Origin of the sequence: Oceanicoccus sp. KOV_DT_Chl, from assembly GCF_900120175.1 — a bacterium.
Lineage (GTDB): Bacteria > Pseudomonadota > Gammaproteobacteria > Pseudomonadales > Dasaniaceae > Oceanicoccus.
The window spans coordinates 2165369-2189277 of the sequence record NZ_FQLF01000002.1 but is presented as its reverse complement, the minus strand read 5'-3'; the positions used below and the strand labels follow the sequence as shown (position 1 = coordinate 2189277).

General features: G+C 47.5%; 21 protein-coding genes and 2 pseudogenes. 9 read left to right on the top strand and 14 right to left on the bottom strand.

All coding sequences use genetic code 11. The features are described from left to right. Positions 1-31: 31 nt before the first annotated feature. Both UNITIG_RS14095 and UNITIG_RS14090 read right to left on the bottom strand, forming a co-directional pair. On the bottom strand, positions 32-880 hold the full coding sequence (locus UNITIG_RS14095) for a hypothetical protein (RefSeq protein WP_101758954.1): 849 nt from the start codon (positions 878-880) through the stop codon (positions 32-34). A 138-nt stretch (positions 881-1018) separates the two neighbouring features. Then, complete coding sequence (locus tag UNITIG_RS14090; protein ID WP_101758953.1) at positions 1019-1804, bottom strand: GntR family transcriptional regulator; 786 nt, start codon at positions 1802-1804, stop codon at positions 1019-1021. A gap of 229 nt (positions 1805-2033) precedes the next feature. Between UNITIG_RS14090 and UNITIG_RS14085 the strand changes: the two genes are divergently transcribed. After that, positions 2034-3077, top strand: a complete 1044-nt coding sequence (locus UNITIG_RS14085) for a TRAP transporter substrate-binding protein (RefSeq protein WP_101758952.1) — start codon at positions 2034-2036, stop codon at positions 3075-3077. Then, positions 3074-3478 carry a thiol-disulfide oxidoreductase DCC family protein gene (locus UNITIG_RS14080; RefSeq protein WP_101758951.1) on the top strand — a complete coding sequence of 135 codons (405 nt, stop codon included), beginning with the start codon at positions 3074-3076 and terminating at the stop codon, positions 3476-3478. Before UNITIG_RS14085 ends, UNITIG_RS14080 begins: the two co-directional genes overlap by 4 nt. Positions 3479-3501: 23 nt before the next feature. Here UNITIG_RS14080 and UNITIG_RS14075 read toward each other — a convergent pair whose 3' ends face one another. The 7 genes and pseudogenes from UNITIG_RS14075 to UNITIG_RS14045 form a co-directional block, all read right to left on the bottom strand. Further along, positions 3502-4998 (bottom strand): hypothetical protein, encoded by a 1497-nt coding sequence (locus UNITIG_RS14075; RefSeq protein WP_145999174.1) that lies wholly within the window; start codon positions 4996-4998, stop codon positions 3502-3504. Positions 4999-5032: 34 nt separating this feature from the next. Continuing rightward, positions 5033-6055 (bottom strand): LLM class F420-dependent oxidoreductase, encoded by a 1023-nt coding sequence (locus tag UNITIG_RS14070; RefSeq protein ID WP_101758949.1) that lies wholly within the window; start codon positions 6053-6055, stop codon positions 5033-5035. Between the two features lie 153 nt (positions 6056-6208). After that, positions 6209-6724 (bottom strand): aminoacyl-tRNA deacylase, encoded by a 516-nt coding sequence (locus tag UNITIG_RS14065; RefSeq protein ID WP_101758948.1) that lies wholly within the window; start codon positions 6722-6724, stop codon positions 6209-6211. Positions 6725-7041: 317 nt separating this feature from the next. Beyond that, entirely contained in the window at positions 7042-7326 is a 285-nt protein-coding gene (locus UNITIG_RS14060) for a YebG family protein (protein WP_101758947.1), read from the bottom strand. A 201-nt stretch (positions 7327-7527) separates the two neighbouring features. Then, positions 7528-8400, bottom strand: a complete 873-nt coding sequence (locus UNITIG_RS14055; protein ID WP_101758946.1) for a TIGR03619 family F420-dependent LLM class oxidoreductase — start codon at positions 8398-8400, stop codon at positions 7528-7530. A gap of 285 nt (positions 8401-8685) precedes the next feature. Continuing rightward, positions 8686-9366 (bottom strand): annotated as a pseudogene (locus UNITIG_RS25635) (methyl-accepting chemotaxis protein); the annotation flags it as partial. A 620-nt stretch (positions 9367-9986) separates the two neighbouring features. Beyond that, positions 9987-10814 (bottom strand): universal stress protein, encoded by an 828-nt coding sequence (locus UNITIG_RS14045; RefSeq protein ID WP_101758944.1) that lies wholly within the window; start codon positions 10812-10814, stop codon positions 9987-9989. Positions 10815-10958: 144 nt separating this feature from the next. On the opposite strand from UNITIG_RS14045, the gene UNITIG_RS14040 reads away from it, so the two are divergent. The 3 genes from UNITIG_RS14040 (at position 10959) to UNITIG_RS14030 (ending at position 13627) form a co-directional block, all read left to right on the top strand. Then, the gene (locus UNITIG_RS14040; RefSeq protein WP_101758943.1) at positions 10959-12665 is read left to right on the top strand and encodes an amidohydrolase; all 1707 of its coding nucleotides are present in this window, start codon (positions 10959-10961) and stop codon (positions 12663-12665) included. 166 nt (positions 12666-12831) lie between these two features. Further along, positions 12832-13062 (top strand): DUF2789 domain-containing protein, encoded by a 231-nt coding sequence (locus UNITIG_RS14035; RefSeq protein WP_101759290.1) that lies wholly within the window; start codon positions 12832-12834, stop codon positions 13060-13062. A 181-nt stretch (positions 13063-13243) separates the two neighbouring features. After that, positions 13244-13627, top strand: a complete 384-nt coding sequence (locus tag UNITIG_RS14030) for a YkgJ family cysteine cluster protein (protein WP_101758942.1) — start codon at positions 13244-13246, stop codon at positions 13625-13627. 62 nt (positions 13628-13689) lie between these two features. Here UNITIG_RS14030 and UNITIG_RS14025 read toward each other — a convergent pair whose 3' ends face one another. The 5 genes from UNITIG_RS14025 to UNITIG_RS14005 form a co-directional block, all read right to left on the bottom strand. Next, the gene (locus UNITIG_RS14025) at positions 13690-16068 is read right to left on the bottom strand and encodes a DNA polymerase II (RefSeq protein WP_101758941.1); all 2379 of its coding nucleotides are present in this window, start codon (positions 16066-16068) and stop codon (positions 13690-13692) included. A 73-nt stretch (positions 16069-16141) separates the two neighbouring features. Beyond that, positions 16142-16723 carry a YajG family lipoprotein gene (locus UNITIG_RS14020; protein ID WP_159931160.1) on the bottom strand — a complete coding sequence of 194 codons (582 nt, stop codon included), beginning with the start codon at positions 16721-16723 and terminating at the stop codon, positions 16142-16144. A gap of 72 nt (positions 16724-16795) precedes the next feature. Next, positions 16796-17842 carry a DUF2333 family protein gene (locus UNITIG_RS14015; protein ID WP_101758939.1) on the bottom strand — a complete coding sequence of 349 codons (1047 nt, stop codon included), beginning with the start codon at positions 17840-17842 and terminating at the stop codon, positions 16796-16798. A gap of 43 nt (positions 17843-17885) precedes the next feature. Then, positions 17886-18182 carry a copper chaperone PCu(A)C gene (locus UNITIG_RS14010; RefSeq protein WP_235015395.1) on the bottom strand — a complete coding sequence of 99 codons (297 nt, stop codon included), beginning with the start codon at positions 18180-18182 and terminating at the stop codon, positions 17886-17888. Positions 18183-18420: 238 nt separating this feature from the next. After that, positions 18421-19122 carry a hypothetical protein gene (locus UNITIG_RS14005; RefSeq protein WP_145999173.1) on the bottom strand — a complete coding sequence of 234 codons (702 nt, stop codon included), beginning with the start codon at positions 19120-19122 and terminating at the stop codon, positions 18421-18423. A 177-nt stretch (positions 19123-19299) separates the two neighbouring features. On the opposite strand from UNITIG_RS14005, the gene UNITIG_RS14000 reads away from it, so the two are divergent. The 4 genes and pseudogenes from UNITIG_RS14000 to accC all read left to right on the top strand — a co-directional run bounded on the left by UNITIG_RS14000 (position 19300) and on the right by accC (position 23905). Beyond that, entirely contained in the window at positions 19300-21078 is a 1779-nt protein-coding gene (locus UNITIG_RS14000) for a protein-disulfide reductase DsbD (RefSeq protein ID WP_101758936.1), read from the top strand. A 425-nt stretch (positions 21079-21503) separates the two neighbouring features. After that, positions 21504-21944: a type II 3-dehydroquinate dehydratase gene (gene aroQ, locus UNITIG_RS13995; RefSeq protein WP_101758935.1), complete on the top strand. Its 441-nt coding sequence runs from the start codon at positions 21504-21506 to the stop codon at positions 21942-21944. Between the two features lie 42 nt (positions 21945-21986). Next, positions 21987-22448, top strand: coding sequence for an acetyl-CoA carboxylase biotin carboxyl carrier protein (accB, locus tag UNITIG_RS13990; RefSeq protein WP_101758934.1), 462 nt, complete (start codon positions 21987-21989; stop codon positions 22446-22448). Between the two features lie 114 nt (positions 22449-22562). Next, positions 22563-23905: pseudogene (accC, locus tag UNITIG_RS13985) on the top strand (acetyl-CoA carboxylase biotin carboxylase subunit). Positions 23906-23909: the final 4 nt, after the last annotated feature.

Here is a 23909-nt window from a genome sequence, read left to right as displayed (position 1 = left end):
GGCTTGCGATCTCAGCTTAACGAAGCAGTCTCTAGCAGCGCTCGATGAGCTCAACCAATTCGCCACCAGCGCCACGGCCGCAGACGACCAATCGCCCGTTATAGGGGGCGACATCCATTCTGACCGGTGCAGTAAAGCAGCTCAATTCAAGGTCAGCAATGCTATCAACCTCATAACTAATCATGGCGATACCTGCTGGCAGATGCCCCAAGATATTGGGTCTGGCTTCCGCCGCCTCGATTTGATCAATTTCAATCATGGTATTAGCAGCCAACTGCACGGTGGCTACCGGGTGCTTAAGTTCAAGCTCCCAGCCGTAAGCTGCATTGACTGAAGTAATTTTGGTATCGAATTTATAGTCTTTAACACCACTAAAAGCGGTGTAGAAAGCAGTGGCTGTATCGCGGTCACTGCATACCATCACGGGAATAAATAAACGGTCAACACGACACTGGGCCATAGGGATTTCAAACGGCGGCACTGGCGCTTTAACTTGCGTTAAATAAAGTACTTCTCCTGCTGGGCCAATCACCTGCATGGCGCGAATATCATCACTGACATCCAGATCCGCGGGGGGACGATATAACTCAAACGGCGACCCCACCAGCTCGGTAGCTAATTGATCAACATCAGCAACCACCACCTCCAGGGCCATCCAGCCTTGTTGTTTAAATGGCACCGCTGCAGGGACGAACGCATCCTCTACCACCCTGATCCAACTAACCCCGGATGAAGACACCAGCACTGAAAAGCGAGCACCAACTAACTCAGCAGCTCCCCAAATACTTGCTTGCGCCTCGCTAACTAGACCAGCCTCTTGGACCGTCATCGATAAATAATCAACATAGGCCGCTACCAGAAAATCCAGATCAGCACACACCAGAGTGCCAGTTAACGCAGGACCAATAGCCGGGGTAATGGGGATAAAACTTCAGACATAAGTGAGATTCTGTTTACGGTAGATAGTAAAAAGCGGGCTACTAAAACCCGCTCAGTGATTCATGCTATTCACGCATTGCTAACCGCGATAATCATCCATGCTAATTGACATACGGTAGTGGAATCGTTTGGGGTTGTAATGGCAATACAAAATATCCACTAAACGACCAGCCTCGGTATAAGATCGGCGTGTTAACTTTAATACCGGCTCCCCCACTTTCATATCCAATTCGTTGGCAACAAATTCCTGCGCGGGGACTGCCGTCATACTTTGGTCAATGCGCGTGACTTCAAAACCATTCTCTTTCATCACGTCATAACGAACTCGGGTCTCCAAATCCTTCATACTGAATCCGCGCTCAAGGCCAACAGTCCAGCTAATGTAATGCGCGAAAGGTTCACCATCTTCAGCACTGCGAACACGAATAACCCGATGCGCCTTATCATCTCCGTCTAAACCTAACTCCACTCGAATATCACCAGGCGGCACCAACATACCAATATCCAACACCCGCACCTTGGTATCGCGCCCCATGCTAGCCAATTTCTCCAGCATTCCGGTTAACGGCGCGTGTACCGGTTCAGGGTCATAATGATGGGTCACGTGAGTACCCTTACCCCGTCTACGCTCCACCAGTTCTTCAGCCGCCAATTCATCCATGGCGCGCTTGGCGGTAATCCGCGAAACGTTAAACGCTTCCGCTAATTGCTGCTCGGTCGGCATTTGCGTGCCGTGGGCGATAGAACCATCCAAAATTCGATTTTTTAGCAGCGTGTACATCTGATAGTAAAGCGGCGTCGGCGCTTCGCCGCGCAATGAACTCAATTCATGCTGGGTAAATAATTTATCAATGATGAAATCCATGGATGTGCCTTTGCAGTGTTTTTGTTTTTTCGACGCCTTTAGCTAAGCGTTCCTAACCCCGACTATATTGCCGGGTAATTTGCGAGCAAGCTAAAAATTCTATACATAACAGTGTGTTGCCCAAGTAACCATAATGATAGTACATTAAGGCTATCATTGCTCTAGTTACCTTGTACTAGCACGCTAGGACAACGCTTTAATTCACATCCATACAATCGGCTGCTAACTGATGTTTCACCAACGCCCTTACCGATTTATCCGCAACTTCATAGTACCGTCCATCCTTGGACTCTGCCTGTTATTCAGTGGCTGTGAGCAACAACAAGCACCCGCAAATCAGGCCAAAATTGTTGCAATCACCGTACCGGGTACGCCGTGGTACGACAGTTGGATGACCCTACAGCAGCGCTTGGACCAAATACCCGGCACCCCACTCAAGCCAGTGTTCTATATTTCAGGTCAGTTAGGCAGCGAAGAGAGTACGCTCTCCCAACTGCGCCGCGGTCGAGTACATATTGGCGGCTTCTCACTGCAAGGCGCCTCGTCCATCGTGCCAGAATTAGGCTTATTGCTAGCACCTTATTTATTCGACTCTTTAGCCGAGGTGGACTTTGTGATGGATCACTATCTTAGCGACACCTTTAGCGACATGTTTGCGCAACAAGGTTTAGTCCTATTAGGCTGGGCTGAAGTGGGCTGGACCAATGTCTATAGTCGCGACCCCATTCTCACACCTGCTGATAGCGCTCATAAAAAACTTCGCTCCAGCAACGCGCTCTCCTCACAACTTTTTGTGCAGGCCATTGGCGCTGATATGGTGCCACTACCCTTCCCGGATATTATGCCGTCATTACAAACCGGTTTAATTGATGGCGGCGAGAGTGGCAGTATTTTTTATGCACTGGCTGGGATACCGAAAGAGGCGCCCCACCTCACCTTGACTCGACACGCCTTTGATACCGGCATGTTTCTCGCCAATAAAGCCTGGTTCGATCAACTGACCGAAGAGCGGCGACAAGCATTACGTCGCAGCCTGCCAACTCTGGATGAACTGAGACAATCCGTGCGCAATGCCGAAGCGACATTACTGGCTGACCCGCAAAGTCATAACGTCACTATCCACAAACTAAACGCCGCTCAACGCCAGCAATGGCGTCAAGCCACCGCCAAAAATCATGATTTATTAATTGAAAAAATAGGCGGCAACTCCGCAACAATATATCAGCTACTGATGCAAGGAAAACGGGACTTTACTCAGCGGCAATCGCCATGACCCAGCGCATTATTATTTTTGACGGCGTGTGTAAATTCTGCCACTTTGCGGTGAATTTCATTATTCAGCGCGACCCTAATTGTCAGTTTGTTTTTGCTCCCATGCAATCAGCAGCCGCCAAACAACTCTGCCAACAATATAACATTGATAACATCGATTTAAATACACTGGTTTTAATTCAAAACGATCATTGTTTTATTCGCAGTCGCGCGGTTTTTAAAATATGCGCGCAGCTGACTGGCGCCTGGGGATTGTTATCAATTTTTTCTGTACTGCCACAAGCCATCACCGATCTACCCTATCGTTTTATTGCTCGCTTCCGCTACCGACTCTGGGGTCGGTTTGATAGCTGCCCGCTACCATCCAAAGCTACAAAAAAACGCTTTCTAGACGATAGTTAAAACAAAAAATTAACGCCTAGCATCTAAACCAGTGAAAAAGTATTGCCTGCCGTTATCAATACATCCTCACCACAAAGATCCATGGCCTGTATTTTTTGCATAAGCGCAATATCTTCAGAGTAAACCACCGTACGCTTAGCATCTGCCACATCGCAAACAGCAATAGCACGACTAGCATCATCACCATTAAACAATACCGTGCACGCAACTATGCGTCCTTTGCCGGCCACCCCATCCACAAGCTCTATTGCGTGGCATTCCGATTTTGTTTGCGCGGTAACGTCAGCAAATTGAAACCCATTGGTAGCGGGCATATTCGACCACACGCCAAACCCCTGCTTTGTCAACATACCACTCACAGAAGTTACCAACGCATTGCCGCTCTCACCAACCGCACGCCCCTCACGTAATAGTTCAGCGATACGACAGGTGGCTTGTAACACATAATTATTCAGTGGCCCGCCACCAAACGTCATACCACCAGTAACTGTCAACGATTGATCATAGTGAATACCCAATTCATCGGCATAAATTTGTACGGCTGCGGGGAAACAGCTGTAGAGATCCAAATGTGTTAATTCGTTAGGCTCAAGACCACTAAGCTCCAATGCCTTTTTGCCCGCCAGTTTGGCGCCCTTGCAACGATGCAACTCGGTTCGCTGGGAAGTATTTACCATGTGATTGGATTCGGTACTCGCCAAAGGATAGATCCATTTACTTTCCGGTATCCCTAATGCACGCGCTTTTTGCACTGAACAAAAAATCAGTCCTGCCGCCTGATCTACATTCCACTGACTGTTGTGCAATTTTGTATAGGGAAATGCCAACATTTTATTTTTACCCTGCGGATTGCGAATTTCCTCTGCACTGACTTGATTACGATTCCAGGCATGAGGATTATCTACCGCCACCAAACTAAAATTTTCATACAGCTCGGCGATACTATCCCGGTGCTGCTCAACACTAACGCCACGAGCATGGCACAGTGCTGACTCCATCAACGCATAATACCCGACCGGCATAGCAAGTCCCGCATTCGCTTCAATCGGTGACCAGAGTTCAGCCTCTGGCGTTAAGGTAATATCGGGGGTGACATCCGCTTGTTGAAAATCTTCATCCAATGCTGTGTTAGTGATGGTGCTGCGCAACTGTCGGTATTTGGCTTCGCCACCAGCAACGATGGCAATATCTATCTCCCCATTCGCAATCTGGACACAAGCATCAGCGATCAAACTTTGTTGCAACACACCAATTTCTGCCAGCACAGTAGTCGCGTTAGTGGCGCCAATTTCATCAGCAATTATTCTGGCAGGGTCAGAGTAAGCCCACATACCTCGTGGTACTGCAATCCGCTCAGCATCCACTAACAGATATTCACTGCCAGCATCAACGGCTGCCGTCTCCACAGCTTCAACCATAAGCTGATAGACTTCACTCGCTTCTAACGGGTCTCCGTTGCGCTGTTGCGCTACACCCACACCCACTAACACCGGCGTTAACGGGTCAACTTTTTCAATCATATTGTTGAGAACCTTTGAGCTTACTGTATCCAAGTTACAACACTGCTTCGGCTAAAAATTCCATATTGCTAACAGTATCATCGTAGTTACCTGCATGGCCCATCAATAATTCGGTTACTGGGGAGTTTTTCCAATCAGTTATACGTTCGCGAATTCTATCTTTAGGCCCGACCAATGAAATCTCATCAACCAAGGCATCTGGCACCGCATTAATCGCGCCCATCTGATCACCACTCATCCACAAGTCCTGTACTTGCTGAGCGGCATCACCAAACCCCATACGACCCATTAAATTTTTATGAAAATTGTCTTCTTTCGCACCCATGCCACCCAAGTATAATGCCATCGTCATTTTTCCTGGCATCAGCGCTTCTTCCAGGTTCTCGTTCACAATCACATTCACCATGGCGATGATTTCAAAATCATCTTTTTTATTTTTTAAACTGTCATCAAAAATATCCATTCGGTAGGGTGAGACAAAAATCGGAAGCCAGCCGTCAAACTGCTCCGCAGCCAAGGCTATATTTTTTGGCCCTTCAGCACCCAAAAATAAGGGGATTTTTTTTCGTAGTGGATGAGTAATGCTTTTAAGTGGCTTACCCAAATTCAAACTGTCAGGGCCGTTATAAGGAAGGTGGTACTGCGCGCCATCCAGCGTGACGCCTTGTTCGCGGGCAATAACCTGATTAAAAATATCCTGCCACTCCTTGGTGCGCTGTAATGGTCGTTTAAATTGCTCGCCATACCAGCCTTCCACCACTTGCGGGCCAGAAACACCCACACCCAGCGCCAGCCTGCCGTTACTAATATGATCTAAAGTCAGTGCCGACATGGCCGCGCAAACCGGTGTCCGCGCCGAGATCTGCATAACCCCGGTGCATAAACGAATTTTATCCGTATGGGCTGCTATCGCGGCCAATGGCGTAAAACAATCTGAACCATAAGCTTCCGCGGTGAATACAGAATTAAACCCTAGCTGCTCGGCTTTTTGTGCTAATTCAATAAAGCGATCAGTCGGTTGTTTCTGCCAATACCCTTGATGTAAACCAATTTTCATTTCTCAATACTCCAAGGCGTTGATTTTCGATTAGATTTTCACAAGCGCATTATTATAGGCGCCGACAATCAAGCGTCCTATAACATTTACGTTCAAACCGAGGGATTAAATGACCTTATATGTCAGTAGCGAAACGGGATAACACGACTGAATTCAGGCGGAGAGCTGAGACCGGCGAGACCGGGATTTTGCTGTTTTGGGCGGCGGAAATACCCCCCAGGGGACTTCAGTAACGGCGGCCAAGCGTTGATACTCAGTCATTGGCATACGAATTAATTCCGAATGATTACCTGCATTAAAGGCAATCTCTTGCTGGCGATCAAACACCGGCACCATATAAGTATCCAAGCCGAACAAATGTCCAAAGGGAGGCATGGCACCCAGCTCGCAGCGTGGAAAACGACGGGCAAATTCATTTTCAGTCGCCAGCACCACTTTATCAACGGACAGCACGGCCTGAAGTACATCCGGCGCCACATGATAATGCGCAGGCAACACCATCATCGCTAGCTCGCCATCAACTTTTATCATTACTACCTTGGCAAAATTTTGGCCCTGAGTGTGACTGGCCTGGGCTGTTTCCAGCGCAGTATAGGCTACTGGATGTCGATCAAGCCGGTAATTTGCTTTTTGCCTATCCAAATACTCGATCAGTAATTGTCCCGACATGACCTCACCCTCACTATTATCAGCAATCGAATTTAGTCGATTGTGAAAATGACTGCAGCACTTTACTTGGACTATTTTTTTATAAGCTGATAGCTCAATAAGTTATGCATCAAAGCTATGGTGACACTTAAAGAAAATAGGTTTCACGGTTGATTCAATTAAAAAAATAGATTTTTAACCCTATGCTCAATCAGCACGGAAAGCACATAAGACTAGCCACTAACAAACAGTAGCAATTATTAAACACAAAAAAGGCCCGGCTGGGGAGACGGGCCTGAAATACCACACTGGGGTTGGTGGTAAAAAGTCAGCAGCTACTAGCTCGCTTTAGCTTGTTCTATATTAGTCACAGAGGTAGGGCTTAAAATTTGCTCCAGCACATCGGGGCGGCCTTTACAGGCCTGAGCCACTAGCTCTTTATTTTTAGCCAGCAATAAACCAAAGGCTTCAGCCGATTTTTCATCCACGCCCTTGATCTGGCTTTCCAATAACTGAGTAAACTGCTCAGCCAATTCAAGCATTTTATCGTAGGCATCTGCCTCTTTTTTATCTTCAAACATAGAGCCATCCCGATCACACTGCCATATTGCTACTACAGCCATTATTATTACCTCTTGCCCAATCTCAAAAAGTTAGAGTTTTTGCAGCCAGTGCACTAGCGCAAACCATATACTGTATATTAATACAGTATATGGTTTTTGCAAGCGTTAATTATTAAATACCGGCGATAAAAAAAGCCGGGGCTTTAAAGCAACCCGGCTATTTTTCGCGAAGCAACAATACGCCTCAATAATTAATTATTACTATACCTTTGCAATCACTTCGTTAGCATACCAATCCATCATCGCCAGTTTCTCTGCCACACTTTTATCATCAGGTTCCTGTTCATAAACATTGCGGAAACCCACTGTAACTTCCGTAACCCCGATATCCTCTAGCTGCCTGATACCGTCAGCACTGAAGGCCTCGGCCCCCATCGCCGACATTTCAAAAGGAAGATGATCGCGACCAAACTCTTTGCGCAGGGTATTAATTTCGTCGATATAAGATTTGGTAGTCGCCAAATCCGCACCGGCCGCAATCCAGCCATCCCCTAATAATGCCGCTCTTTTCAAAGCGGGCTTCGAATGACCGCCAATCAAAAAAGGCACTGGTTGAGAAGGGACGGGGCAGAGTTTTATTTCAGGCATATCAAAAATCTCGCCTTTATAGCCAAAATAGTCTCCACCCATTAAGCCGCGAATAATTTCAACCATTTCGTCCATGCGCTTGCCACGCTTGGCCCAGGGAATTTGTGCGATCTCAAAATCCTCTTCCCACGGACTAATCCCCACACCAAATTTAAACCGATTGTTACTGAGCACCGCCAAACTGGATAATTGCTTCGCTGCAATGGCTGGCTGACGGATCGCCAATTTCACCACCGATGTTGTGAATGTCAACTTGGTGGTTACCGCCGCCAAATGTGCTGACAATAACAGCGGTTCGATAAAGGGTACTGACTCCAAGAACTCACGACTACCGTCAGCATTGTACGGGTATTGCGACGTCGCTTCTTTTGGATAGCAAATACTTTCCGGCATGGTAACGCCATCAAATCCGCGCTCTTCAGCGCCAATACTGAGAGGCACATATTGATCTGCCGGGCACATCCCGTGGTGATAATTGTATTTCATACTTTGGCGTCCTCTTTTACTGTTACAGCTGATCCGGCCAGCACCGATGATCAATCATTAACGCAGTATATGTAGATGATTTGTGCTTTTCAGTAAAAACTTGGTATGCCACCCATAGGGTGCTGATCGGTTTAATTTACTAACCTGCCTGGCGGGCTGAGACAACACAATGGAGAGGTCGGCAGGCAAGCACACAGACAAATTTAGAGTGGCTGGTGCAAATCACAGGGTGGGAAGGTAAAACCGCTCAAGTCAGATACCCCCCAAAATGAACGGCTAATATCCTTAAAGATCGCGCAGCTCAGCTTCCAATCGAGATAACAAGTCCATCAATTTAACGCTATTGCTTTCCATATTTTGCAATGCCCGCAATGCCGTTTCCTGATCATCCAGCATTTTATAGTTCAGCGCTTCGATACCTAAACGATTCAACTCACTGAAAGGATGCTCTAGCGCAGAGTAAGTCGGCAGGCGGGCACTCACCTCCAAACCGTCCCCTTTTAACCACTGCCAAAAATAGCTGCGCCCCTGATCGGAAAGTTCATCGATGGATTGATCAGACAAGCCCAGCACCACACGATATACATCCAGCTTCCATACGGTCACTTCCGTCTTGATCGTTTGCACTAGACTGCTACTCGCCGAGCCGCCAATAACCAATTGCATACGACGCGCTAATTCCAAGGCGCTATTCACTGTTGCCAGGATGTTACCGGTAGATTCAGCCACCAAGCGACAATCATCAGATACATCGCGGATCTGCTGATCAGTACTAATTGTTTCAGCACCAATGCTATCAACCAGCGAACCAATTTCAGCAGCGGCTTCGCTGGCACGTTGCGCCAAGGTACGCACTTCATCGGCGACTACCGCAAAGCCACGACCTTGTTCACCGGCACGGGCAGCTTCAATAGCCGCATTCAACGCCAGTAAGTTGGTTTGGGCCGAAATATTATTGATCACCTCGACAAACTTGACGATATCTTCCGACAGCGCTTTTAGCCGATCTATATTTTCGCAGCTACGCGATGCTTTTTCATCGATACCCGCCACTTCCTTTTGAATATTCCCCAACGCGATGGTGCTGTCATTAAATACCGACGTCGTTTGCTGGGTTTTATTCCGCTCCTGGTTCAATTGCGTGGCTGATTGCGCGATCCCCTCACGGACATCTTTAAGCGCTGAGCCACTACTTAGCCACAACGCTTGAATTTGCTGATATGCGAGATCGGCTTCCGAGCGCTCATTTTTATGCCGGGATAGGTCATCAAACTTCAGCTGAGCCTCGTCACGCTCAGCACGTAACTGTGCAATCTCCCCTTCCAGCGAGGTGGCTTTTGCCTGCCATTGTTCGGCTTCTTTCTTATATTTCCACCACATACCTATACTCGCTCTACTCAGATCAGGAAAAACAAAACATTAAGCCACTATCGACCTTAGACCCAAAAACTTAATAGGCCAATCCTATTGACCATAGTACAGAGCGCACTAATGGGAAAGCTGTAAGAAATAGAACGTCAAGGAGGGAATTGACTACAGCAGCCTTAAATAGCAAGGCTATTTAAGGCTGCTCGGGGAAATATAGATCAATTAATAGTCAATATATCGCTAGACACTTTAGTGATGATCTTCTCTGCGGTATTACCGCGCCAGCGTCTGCTTCGATTACGTGTTCCCAACATCACCAAATCGGCCCCCAGCTCTTTAGCAACAGCAGCAATAACCTCTTCTGGCTCACCGGCACGGACATGAATATTAGCTGTATCAACCTTGGTCTCATTGGCCAACTTGGCGCGATCAGGGTAACTCAAGGAATCCTTATAGGCATTGACGATATGCAATTCAGCACCTGAGCGCTCAACCAGCCAACGGCCCCGCGTGATAATCAGCTCGTTCAGGCGCTGATAGGAGGGCTTGTGAGACTGGAAGTGGACGGCGGCCAAGATAATCTTGCGCTGTTCTGGCGAGTTAGGTTGCACCACTAACACCGGACACTTTGCCGTACGCAACAAGCGCCAGATAGACTCATTAAATATACGTTCATGATCGCTAGGGCGGCTTACCAACGGCAACATCAGTAATTCGGGGTCAATCTTTTCGGCAGCGGCGATAATCGAGCCATACCAGTCATCGGACCAACTCATTTCCAACGAATACTCTAAGCCCGAAGACTGCAAGGGTGTAATAACGTTCTGAAACAGCCAGTTACTATCGCGGTGCATAGCGGGATTACCGGCGGAGGTATCGGTATTATCGCAATCGACAGCCATAAAAATGTGCAAGCGTGGTGGCGATATACCGGGGATCTGGCCCGCATTTAAATTAGCAGTATTCAATGCGCGATTCAAAGCCAAAGGCTTATCTTGTGCCGGATCAACCACAATAAAAATAGTCCGCTCTTTTTCTGTCGACATAACTAAACTCCGTAACAATATTTCCAATAACCAAAATGTAACCTTTTATAACTGCGAGGAGTATAAACTGCCAGACCTACTTTGCCGAATAATCTTTGCCAAGTCTTTACACTAAACTCTTTGTCAATATTTGGAAGTCAATAAATGCGCAATAACCTCATCCTTTTAGTGATAGCCCTACTCGTAGGCGCCATCTACTTTAGCTATCAGCTCGTGCATCCAGCCGCGCCGACAAGCCAGGCTTTCATTAATGGCAATGTTCTTACCATGGACGCCAGCAACAGCCGGGCACAGGCAGTGCTACTCAAGGGAAATATAATCAGCGCCATTGGCACTAACGACACCATCCAGCCGCTTATCGACGACAATACTGTCATCCATGATTTACAGGGAAAAACACTCATCCCTGGTTTTATCGATGCCCACGGTCACTTTCCCGGTTCCGGTATGGCGGCGCTCAGTGTCGACCTGAACAGTCCGCCTATTGGCAAAATCAGCAATATGGGCGAAATCATCGATGCCTTACAACAGCATGCGACCAGCATCCCCAAAGGAGAGTGGATTTTAGGCATCGGCTATGACGACTCCTTGCTCGCCGAGCATCGCCACCCCACCCGAAAAGAATTGGATCTAGCACTGCCCGACCACCCGGTCTTCCTTTGGCATATCTCAGGGCATATGGGAGTCGCCAATAGTGCCGCGTTAATTGCGGCAGGGGTTGATGAATCAAGCCCTAACCCGGAAGGTGGCGTCTATGCCAAAGATAGCAATGGTCAGTTAACCGGTTTACTGGAAGAAAATGCCGCCATGGCAGTGCAGGCACTGGCGATGGATTTTTCCGTATTCGATTTTCTAACCATGATCCAAAGCGCCTCTAAAGAATACGCCAGTGTCGGCGTGACTACCGCCCAAAGCGGCGCGATCGAAGGAAAGATTACCCAGGGCTTGGCTTTAGCTAATACATTAGGACTCATTCCACAACGGCTGGAACTGTGGCCCATATTCAACACCATGGGGACAGAACTGCTGGATGGCTCATTTAATACCAATGACTTTGAAAACGATAAAATTCATATTGGCGCTATTAAGATAATAGCCGACGGTAGTATTCAAGGTTACACAGGTTATTTAAAAGAGCCCTATTACGTCCCCTACCATAATGATGCAAGCTATCGCGGCTACCCCCGAGTCCCGACTGCTGAACTTAATCGCTGGGTCGAAGACTTTCACCGCGCCGGCTACCAAATTGCAATCCACGGCAATGGCGATGCTGCCATCGATGACATCCTCACGGCGATTGAATTAGCACAACAGCAGTACCCACGGGAAGATAGCCGCCACATTATCATTCATGCGCAAATGGCTAGAGAAGATCAGCTCGATAAAATGAAAACACTGGGTGTCACCCCCAGCTTTTTTGTAGCCCACACCTATTATTGGGGCGATCGCCACCGGGATATTTTTATGGGGCCAGAACGCGCCGCCCAGATGAGCCCAACCGCTAGCGCACTAGCCAAAGAACTACCGTTCACCATTCATCTGGATACCCCGGTAGTCCCAATGGACCCCTTGTTTTTAGTGTGGACCGCCGTCAATCGCCTTAGCAGTAGTGGCGCTGTGATTGGGGCCGAGCAACGCATCGCCCCCATTAATGCCTTGCGAGCCGTTACCATTGATGCTGCCTGGCAAATTTTTCAAGAACAAACCCGGGGTTCAATTGAAATCGGTAAACTCGCCGACCTGGTCATCCTCAGCGCCGACCCAACCACACAAGCCCCGGAAACGATCAAAGATATTCAAGTTGAACAAACACTGGTAGGCGGTATCACTATCTTTGATCGAAAAAAATAAACTAAAAAATTTTGTGCATAGCATTTATTCCTATAAGCACAAGCAACAAAACTGCAGCACAAATCGTTATACTGTTTCCGTGATCAATTTACTTATCGAAAAAATTTACTACGATTCAATAACAAATGTGCCAACAAAAAGCACTGCCTTACAGCCGGAGAAAGCCATGGATACATCCAGACATAACCTCGAAACGCTCTTCGAACAATTAGGGCTCTCCAATCACCCGGAATCTATGGATGCATTTATCAGTAACAATCACTTACCTAAAGAAATCCCATTAGAGCAGGCGGCTTTTTGGAGCGCCGGTCAAGCACAATTTATTCATGAAGCGATCGAGCAAGATTCTGACTGGGCTGAAGCTGTCGATCAACTAGACGCGCAACTGCGGCACTAACTTATCCCCAGGTGCTTTCCGCTAAACTGACTTTCGCTCCCGGCTGCTCCGCGCCTGAATAAATCCAAGTACCATTTTTCAGCGCTATCTTTAGCGCTCTTGGTATCGTATGCTCTCGCCACCAATCTACTGCACACTGCAATAAATCAAGCCTTTCACTTAACAATAATTTAGCACCTTTATGCCTCCAAGATATGTTGATATCGATAACACCATCACCTGGTCACCCTGGAAAAAAAGACTCTGTGATAACTGTAGTTCGCTATGCTGTACACTCCCGGTCGAAGTACACACAACTGACTTGGTGCGCATGGGGCTAATTCACCCTTTCGAAATGGAAGAACCGGCAAAAAATATTGCCAAGCGCTTGAAAAAAGCAGGGATTATTTCGCACCTGAATGTGAGAGACTCGATCTTCACCCTGGCGCAACACTCCAGTGGAGACTGCTTGTATTTAAACCGGGAGACACGACGTTGCACCATTTACCCAACACGCCCGGAAACGTGCCGTAACCATCCCGCCATTGGCCCGCGCCCAGGTTTTTGTCCACATGAAGCGCGCTAGCGCAACCAGATAAAATCGACGCTGTACCAACTAATGACACTAGCGCGGTATCTCCAAAAAAACTAATCAAACAAACCTATCTGTTGATCAATAATACCCGCCAGACTTTCACCCATGAAATACAGTATCCCATCTGCCACCGGCGCTAACTGGCGGTCAATGTAGTGTTGATAATCTATCAATGAATGCTGAGCCACCAGAGGCTCGGCACCACTGACAGTGATCACATATTCTACCCAGTCCCCGCGCCGAATTTTTTCGCCATAGGCCGCCGCTTTTTTGGCCGCCTGCACATGCGGCGGGATGTTGCGCTGATATTCATTTAATTTACGGCGCAAGCGTTTGCGGTAGACCAAATTCTGGTCGTGTTCGCCGGCTAACACCTGCTTCACTAGCAACTTAATATAATCGCGGTAAGGTTCATTAAAAAAAACGCGACGATACAATTCCAATTGAAAGTCACGCGCCACTTTGGTCCAGTCAGTGCGTACATTTTCTAATCCTTTAAACACTAATTGCGGCTGATTATTTTTCATCACAACACCGGCATAGCGTTTTTTACTGCCCAGATCCGAGCCTCGCACTGTCGGCATTAGAAACTGCTGATAAAGCGTTTCAAACTCTATTTCCAGCGCACTCTCAATACCGTATTCTTTTTGCAGGCGCTGCTGCCACCACTGATTAAGCTGCTGTGCCAATTGCGCCGCCACTGTACTGGCCTGCTCCGCTTGCTGCACATCTTTCAACCAGACAAATACCGAATCGGTATCCCCATAAATAACCGACCACCCCTGCTGCTCTATATACTCGGCAGTTTGCTGAATAATTTGATGGCCTCGCTTGGTAATGGAACTGGCTAGCCGCGAATCAAAGAAACGACAGCCGCCAGAACCCAACACACCATAAAAAGAATTCATAATAATTTTTATCGCTTGCGACAAGGCCGAGTCATGTTCAACTTTAGCCTGATCGCGAAGCTGCCAAAGCTCTTTAATTAGCGCCGGCAATATGTTTTTATTTTTGGCAAACCATGCCCCCTTAAAACCAGGCACCAACTCTGTCTGATCCATATCGGCATGAGCACCTAAAGCCATACCCATGGGATCAATTTTAAAGCTGCGAATAATACTCGGATACAGACTTTTAAAATCCAGCACTGCCACGTGTTGATAAATACCTGGCCGCGACTCCATCACAAAACCGCCCGGGCTTTGCTCCACGTCATCAGCCAGATGTCCATTGGGGGCAACGAAGCCCTGTCGATGTAATAACGGCAAGTATCTGAAATCAAAGGATGCAACAGAGCCACCGATACGATCCAAAGGCAACCCCGTCATGCAGGTACGGGCAATGGCAAAATCAATCAACTTGGTTTTTTCAAAAATATCCCATACCAATTTACAATCCTGGATATTATATTCGGCCAATGCGGATTTATTTTTTTGATACAAATCAGTAATCTTTTCACCCCGATCACTGCCCTGAATCAACTTACCATCAGCCAGCAATTCGTTGGCGACGTTATTAAGAGAAAAACTTTCAAATTGATAAAAAGCAGCCTTTAGTAAATCAATTCCATCCAGTACCACCCGACCGGGAATAGTGATGGCTCGCCGCTCACTTTCATCATCCATGGTGCGCATTCGGGCCACACCTTCCCGTCCTCGCTCACCGCGGCCACAGCGAAACGGCAACTGATGTTTTTCACAGAGCTGATACAAAAACCACATATCAAAATTGACCACGCTCCAACCAATAATAATATCGGGGTCGTATTCGGCCAGCCATAAGAAAAACGCCTTGAGCAACGACTGTTCATTAGCAAATACCACAACATGTTCGGCCACCGGCTGATCGGCAACCATAAACACATGCTTTATTTCCTGATCTTTTTCGCGCGCATAAATCCCAATCGAATAAAGCGACAACCCCTGCATCGCTGTTTCGATATCTAAAGATATGACTTTCAGGGTAGGACGGTACTCAGAGCTGGTAATCGTTGCCTGTTGTACCAAGCTATAACGCTGACGTTGTTTGGTATCACCACGAAGCCGCAACGAACCACGCACAAAACGTTCCATCAAAAAACGATCAGCAGGATTAATGTCCGCTTCCAGCGGGCTCAACCCTGCCGCCACCAAATGATCACGTGCTTCACGCAAAGTTCGTTGCGAATTAAAATAGTAGGCCTCCACAGTACGCAGTGAAAAATCCTGCATGGCTACGGCTTTACGAGACCAGCCATGAAAACGCTGTAACAATTGATCGGCCTCAGCACAGTTTTCTACAGGCAAAAAAAACACCACCTCTTGAGGTGGTGCTAGTAATTTTATCGGCCCATACTCTGTAGATAACCAATACTCCAGCTCTACACCTTGGGCAGCAGCATTACGACTATCACGCCACTGACGGGTTAGAATAAAACCTTGCTGGTCTGGCACAGAAATGGCAACTCATTGTCATCAAAAAATCATCGGAAAAGTCACCGGCTGATTCCAGCTAGCGCTCAGCTAGTTAAATATTACTCAGAAATGCCTTTAATTTAGGATCAGAAAACAAACGTACCAACGTATCTGACAACAAGGTGTTAATCATTTCTTCGTTGCTCGCCATACTGGGAGTAACCACCGTCTGCCGTTCGGAATTTGTTTTGTATCGACCAGTATAAGTTTCATTACCAGCGGTAAGCTCTACCCCCAATATCGCACCTAACATTACTTTTTTTCCCACTGACTGTTCAGGCACATCGTAGCTCAACTTTTCGATAATAATTTTCATATTGGCAGTAGCTTCAGGGTTATTTACATTAAAACCCTGCACCGCTAACTTGGCCTCTGCCGCGCGCGCAATGGCAGTATCCAACTCATTAGCGAGAGTAATGACACTGGTATCTTTATAAACACCGCCGCGGCTACCTAAAGCCTTCTCCTCACGCGCATCTTCTACTGTGACACTGACTGCACGGCCGCTACCATAATGTTCAGCAGTGGTATCGATTTTTGGGTTGATGGTGATTTGCTGTGGGCTATAGGCACAAGCAGCCGTAATCAATACGATAAAACTTATCAAAAGCGTTTTTACAATAGATGCGTTCACTATATATCCTTTAAAATAATTGAGTGCAGTTACAATCAAGCAAACCACACGATAGTAATTAATCAGCCTTCATCAACCCTGAGACAATAAATCGCGCAAATCAATAATCGCGGCATTGGCTCTGGAAATATACGAAGCCATCACTAATGAGTGATTAGGCAAGATACCAAAACCACTGCCATTTAAAATGACCGGGCTATAGACCGTCTGCTGCGTCGCCTCCAACTCACGAATAATTTGCTGTAAACTGACTGCCGCATTTTTCTGCTTTAATACTTCCGAAAAATCAATTTCGACTGCCCGCAAAAAATGTAACAAAGCCCAGGCTGAACCGCGGCTTTCATAAAATACATTATCAATTTTATTCCACGGGGTTTTAACTTCAAGCTCACTGGGCGAGTAAGTAGACTGTTCAGCTGCTACATCACCGGCCAAGTCGGTATTTAAACGACGCTTATCGACACTAGCGCTAAGTCGTTGCGACAAACTACCTAAACGTGATTCCACAATCGCCAACCAATAGCTCAAATTATCAGATCGAGAATAAAATTGTGAACCAATATTGCCCTGATCAGCCAACCGGTCAAGATAGCGATCCATATGCTTTATTGCCGTGCGATATTCTGACTCGGTTGCAGGTACTGCCCAACTATCACTGGAAAAATTCAAACTGGGCTCGGCCTTACCCAAGTCGACATCTTCCTGTGACTGGGATTGTGAGCGACTAAAACTTTCGCGCAGTGCCCGAGTCAAATCGCGGCTCTGAATTAACACCCCGTATTCCCAGCTGGGCATATTATCCAACCACAAACCAGGGGGCAGAATATCATTACTTAAAAAACCGCCAGGCTTTTCCAATAACACAGTAGTTACTTCTATCAACGCTGCAGTAGTGACCGAGCCCACCACCACGTCTTGCTGATGCTCAGCGGAATGCACCATCGCGTTATCACTCACTGAAAACTGATCGGGCATCATAGACCAGTAAATACCAACCCCAGCAGCCACTAGTAAATACAGGACTAAAAGTATCGCCACTGTACGCGGCAATACACCACCACCTAATACATCAGCGCCATCTTCACGCCAGTGCCGAATGCGTTGTTTAATCGATTCCATAATGCTCTCTATTTTATTGCTATCGTGACCGTAACTTCGGTAACTATTCTTTTAAAACACTGCGCACAGTTAATTCAGTACTAACGGTATCACCCTCTTCAGTGCTTAATTCTATCGTAACCTTATCCCCTTCACGCAAGGGCTGATGCAAACCCATTAGCATTAAATGATGGCCACCGGGTTTAAACGAAAATGAGCTGGTAGACGGTACTGTAATATCATTCACTTTTTCCATTCGCATCATACCGTCGTTATGTATATGCCTATGGATTTCAGTTTTCGCTGCACTGGGACTTTTTACATTGACTATTTTTAGCGGTCGATCGGTAGCATTCAACACTCGCAAAAATGCCGCTGTATTGGGCTGGCCAGGGGTAACCCGCGCACATAACCGTCTTTAATAACTAGCTGCGCACTCGCTATTAACGACCAGCACAAACCAATACCAGCAAACAAAACAAAACGAAAAACTGACAAATGGCACCTCTCATATTTAAAACCTGATGGCTACTATACCTTATTACCAACACGCTTATTATGCTTTATTACACGATCACTATGGCAAACTTAAATCAATTTTAGTCCAAGTCCAATAACACAATACGCGGCACCTGCCCGATTTCGATATTACCCCGCAGACGAAAACCGTCCACTGCTGAACGCATCTGTTGATACACCCAACGCCCCTCCGCATCGTTGCGAGCAACAATTAATAATCGCGACTGCTTAGCCCGTGCTTGCTGCGCCAACTCAGCTAGCTGCTGTTGAATGAGTTCATTACGCGCCGACAATGCACCAACCGGCAGCAATACTTCACCTGTTCGTACTGTCTGTTTATAACGCTGGCGAATCGCCTCTGTGGTAAGGGGGTTAGCAGCAATCATCTCTGCACGCCGCAGCATTTGTTCTGCCAAACCCAATCGGTGACTATCGAATGCCTGCTCCGCCAACTGCAAGTAGCGACGGGTAATTTCATGCATACCCCAATGCGCCTCGGCATTCTCCTGATCGACAGCCAGCACCTGCCGATACCAATCATAGGCACTGTCAAACTCAGGCACCATCAACCGATCATCAGCCAGCGCTTGCTGTGCATTGGCCAGCATCACCCTAAGCTGCTGACGCTGCCCGGCAGCTGATAGCTGCCGGGCTGGCTCTGGCTGAACCAGCGCCTCCACCACCGGTGCAGGCATCGGCTTTGCCACAAAACCATTACAGGCCACTAACGAAAATCCAAGCAGGCTATAAACCAGGCCACGCTGCATTATCCACATCAACATTTAAACCTCATTGAGACACTCGCATAAAATAAGATAATGGGTATGGTGCCACAGTTATTAAACAATATTGCGCTACAATAACCGACACTAACAGTCAGGGAACTAAGCAAGGGTTTACCAGCCCAAGGCATAACGCTAGCTGCCGTCACTATACTTTCAAACACCCTCAGGAATTTTATGTACTTTCGACTTATTATTCTCGCTTTCAGCCTGATACTCCACAGCAGCTACAGCCAGGCCCAGAACGACTTCGATAACAATGCCTCCAGCAGCTTTAGCACTAATAACTTCGGTGATGACCCGGAATTTTTACCGGTAGAACAAGCCTATCAGCTTAACGCAGAATTTGAAGCTGACGGCCAATTACGACTGAACTGGCAAATTGCCGATGACTACTATCTATATCGCCATGGCTTTCGTTTCCAGCTCTCCGCCAACGGTCAGGTGCTGACCAGCGATGCCATCATCCCCAGCGGACTGGAAAAAGAAGATGAATACTTTGGTCGCGTGGAAGTCTACTACCAACAAGCGGATATTTTTCTACCCAAACTACCCGCACTTACCAATATTCAATTAACCGTTACCAGCCAGGGCTGCGCTGACGCTGGCTTATGCTACCCCCCTTACTCACAATATTTTAAAATCAACGGCCAGCAGCTTAGCATTCAGGAAACAACCAAACCCGCGGCCATCGATGCAGGAAACAGCCAAACCACCACAGTTCAGCCCGAGACTAAAACAACCAACTGGAACCAGCTCCCGTATATGCTGTTACTAGCCATACTCGGCGGTTCCATTTTGAATTTAATGCCCTGTGTGTTTCCAGTACTTAGCCTAAAAGTATTGGCCTTCGCTAACGACAAACAACACTCGCCAACCACCCATGGCTGGTCGTATAGCGCCGGGGTAATTGCCAGCTTTGTATTAGTGGCCTTCATTCTGGTGACACTTCAGGCAGCAGGCGAAGCAATTGGCTGGGGCTTTCATTTACAGTCACCATGGCTGGTAGCCGGCCTCGCTTATTTATTTTTTGTTATGGGCCTGAGCTTATCTGGTTTTGTCGACATCGGCGGCCAATGGATGAACGCTGGCAATGAGCTAGCCAGCAAGCAAGGCTATAGCGGCAGCTTTTTTAGTGGCGTTCTGGCGACAGTTGTCGCCAGCCCATGTACCGCCCCGTTTATGGGAACCGCGCTAGGCTTTGCTATCACCCAACCCAAATCAATTGCAGTACTGGTGTTTGCCGCCCTCGGCCTAGGCATGGCACTACCGGTATTACTGCTTAGCTATTCACCAAAACTGCTGGCCAAAATCCCTAAACCGGGCATCTGGATGGAGCATCTAAAGGAATTTCTCGCCTTCCCTCTCTACATCACTGCGATCTGGTTATGCTGGGTAGTGGGTAATCAGACAGGGGTCAATGGCATGGCGACACTGCTGTTGGGCTGCAGCATACTGGCGCTGGCAATATGGCTTTGGTCCGGAGGCGTTATTAAACGGACTTTAAGTGCTATCTGCCTGGCAACTGCCATCAGTTTATTGGTTAGCCCGATGTTGCGCACACAGGATAACAGCACTGCGAGCACTGCTGACCAAAGCTGGATTGCCTATCAACCCGAGACGCTGGCGCAACTAAGGCAACAAGGCAAACCCGTATTTATAAATATCACTGCCGACTGGTGTATTACTTGCCTGGCCAATGAGAAAGTCACACTGAGCACTCAAACCATACAACAGGCATTGCAAACCGCCGGGATCACCTACCTAAAAGGTGACTGGACTAACCACAATCCACTAATCACTGACTTGCTAAAGCAATATGGCCGCAATGGTATTCCCCTCTATATAATGTTTCCCGCTGGCAACGCCTCTCATGGCACGCTACTCCCGCAAATTCTGACCGTGGACATCGTACTGGATGCCATCGCCGCTGCCACACCAGCTGAAAATAGTTAAAACTCTTAGTTATAAGCCAATTTTTAATTAGAGTTGCTGCGATCGTCGTAGAAACGATTTTTTTATCAATTCCAGGCTTACAAACCGTCAAACTTTTACAAAACCGTCAATATATCAACTTTTAACAGACGATAGACGCATTATTTAAGAAAAAGTCGACATTTCCCCCAATCTCCCCAAATAGTGTGAAGAACATGTCGCCTATTGTCGCTAAAAGGTTAAAGACAAACACAAACTTGAGGCAATCTTGCATTCAATTGTCGCTATTTTGCTGCTATATGCATTGAAATAAACAAAAGTTGGACTAGGCTTATTTTTTAAGGCAGAATCGCGCCAACTAGCCATTACGAGTTAGCTTGATAGTCATTCGCGGCACTAGCCAGGATCAATCTAGATACAATAAAGGCGCAAATCAGGATCAAATCATGGCATCTTTTCTGGTACTCCACGGCCCCAATCTCAACCTGCTCGGTAGTCGTGAGCCTGAAGTATACGGTTCAGATACGCTGGATGACATCAACCGGGACTTAACCGACGCCGCTATCGCTGCTGGCCACCACTTGCTAACCATGCAAAGTAATGCGGAGTACGAACTTATTGAGCGCATCCACGCCGCCCGCAATGAAGGTATTAATTTCATTATCTTCAATCCCGGCGCATTCACTCACACCAGCATTGCGCTGCGCGATGCGTTATTAGGCGTCAACATACCCTTTATTGAAGTTCACATTTCCAACGTCTACAAACGTGAAGCATTTCGCCAGACCTCCTATCTCTCTGACATTGCCGTCGGTGTGATTAGCGGACTGGGCAGCCAGGGCTATTTATTAGCGCTACAGGCAGCGATTAGCAAAACCGACCCCTAACTCATTCATTCTAATTAAAGACACCACAGCAAGAGAACTGTCATGGATATACGTAAAGTTAAAAAACTGATTGAACTGCTCGAAGAATCCAACATCGACGAGATTGAAATAAAAGAAGGTGAAGAGTCCGTACGCATCAGCCGGAACGGCAATGCCTCTATGCCTTATTACCCTCAGCCAATGCCCATGCCGATGGCGGCACCAGCTCCCGCTGCCGCACCGGCTGCAGCAGCACCCGCCACTGAAGCTGCAGCAGCACCCGCTAGCAATGGCCACCTGGTTAAATCACCCATGGTCGGTACTTTTTATGCTGCTGCCTCACCCGGCTCGCCAAAATTTGTTGAGATTGGCCAGCACGTTAAAGTCGGCGATGTTATCTGCATTATCGAAGCGATGAAAATGATGAACCAAATTGAAGCGGATAAAGCCGGCGTTATCGAGGCCGTACTGGTTGAAGACGGCCAACCCGTAGAGTTTGATCAACCTTTGGTCACCATAGTTTAAAAGCAATTACTGGCGACCGTTATTAATAGATTTAATAAGGTCCTGACTTATTGGGTTATGCAGCTGCCACGCTCTCTTTAATGTGGCCGCAAGCGACAAACTGGAAATAGTTTCATGTTGGAAAAAATTCTTATCGCCAACCGCGGCGAAATCGCACTCCGTATTTTGCGCGCCTGCAAAGAGATGGGCATTAAAACTGTAGCGGTGCACTCACAAGCAGATAAAGACCTAATGCACGTGCGACTCGCTGACGAGTCAGTTTGTATCGGTCCCGCTCCGTCACCCCTCAGCTACCTCAATATACCAGCCATTATCAGCGCAGCTGAAGTAACCGACTCGGTGGCCATCCACCCCGGCTACGGTTTTTTAGCTGAAAGTGCAGATTTTGCTGAACAAGTACAAAAGAGCGGCTTCACCTTTATCGGCCTTCCCCGGATGTAATCCGCTTGATGGGCGACAAAGTGTCTGCCATTGAAGCCATGCGTAAAGCGGGTGTACCTACTGTGCCAGGCTCTAACGGCCCACTCCCGGTTGATAACAAAGAGCGCTGTTTGGCTATCGCCCGTGAAATTGGCTATCCGGTAATTATCAAGGCTGCCGCCGGTGGCGGTGGTCGCGGCATGCGGGTAGTGCAGAGTGAAGCCGCATTGCTAAATTCCATCCATGTGACCCGCGCAGAAGCTGCCGCCGCTTTCGGCGACGGTACGGTTTATATGGAAAAGTTTTTAGAAAATCCGCGTCATGTCGAAATTCAAGTCATGTCTGACGGCCAGGGTAACGCCATCCACTTGTATGATCGCGACTGCTCCTTGCAGCGTCGGCACCAAAAAGTATTAGAAGAAGCACCCGCTCCCGGTATTCCGGAAGATGTGCGGCAGGAAGTTTATCAATCCTGTGTTAAAGCCTGTATCGAAATTGGTTATCGCGGTGCGGGTACGTTTGAGTTTCTCTACGAAGACGGTGGTTTTTACTTTATTGAAATGAATACCCGTATTCAGGTTGAACACCCTGTCACCGAAATGGTGACCAACGTGGATTTGATCAAAGAGCAGATTCGCGTATGCGCCGGCCAAAAACTGTCTTACAAACAGGAAGACATCAAGCTCAACGGCCACGCCTTTGAATGCCGAATCAACGCAGAAGACCCTAAAACCTTTATGCCCTGCCCTGGACAGATAAAAATGTTCCACGCCCCTGGCGGCTTAGGTGTGCGAGTCGATTCTCATCTGTACAGCGGCTACACCGTGCCACCTAATTACGATTCAATGATTGGAAAAATCATTACCTGGGCAGAAGACCGCACTACGGCTCTGGATCGCATGCGCGTTGCACTGGATGAAACGGTCATCGAAGGTATCCGCACTAACATTCCTTTACAGCAGGATTTGGTCCGGGATACCGCCTTCCGCAAAGGTGGTGTCAACATTCATTATCTGGAGAAAAAGCTTGGAATGTAGAGTC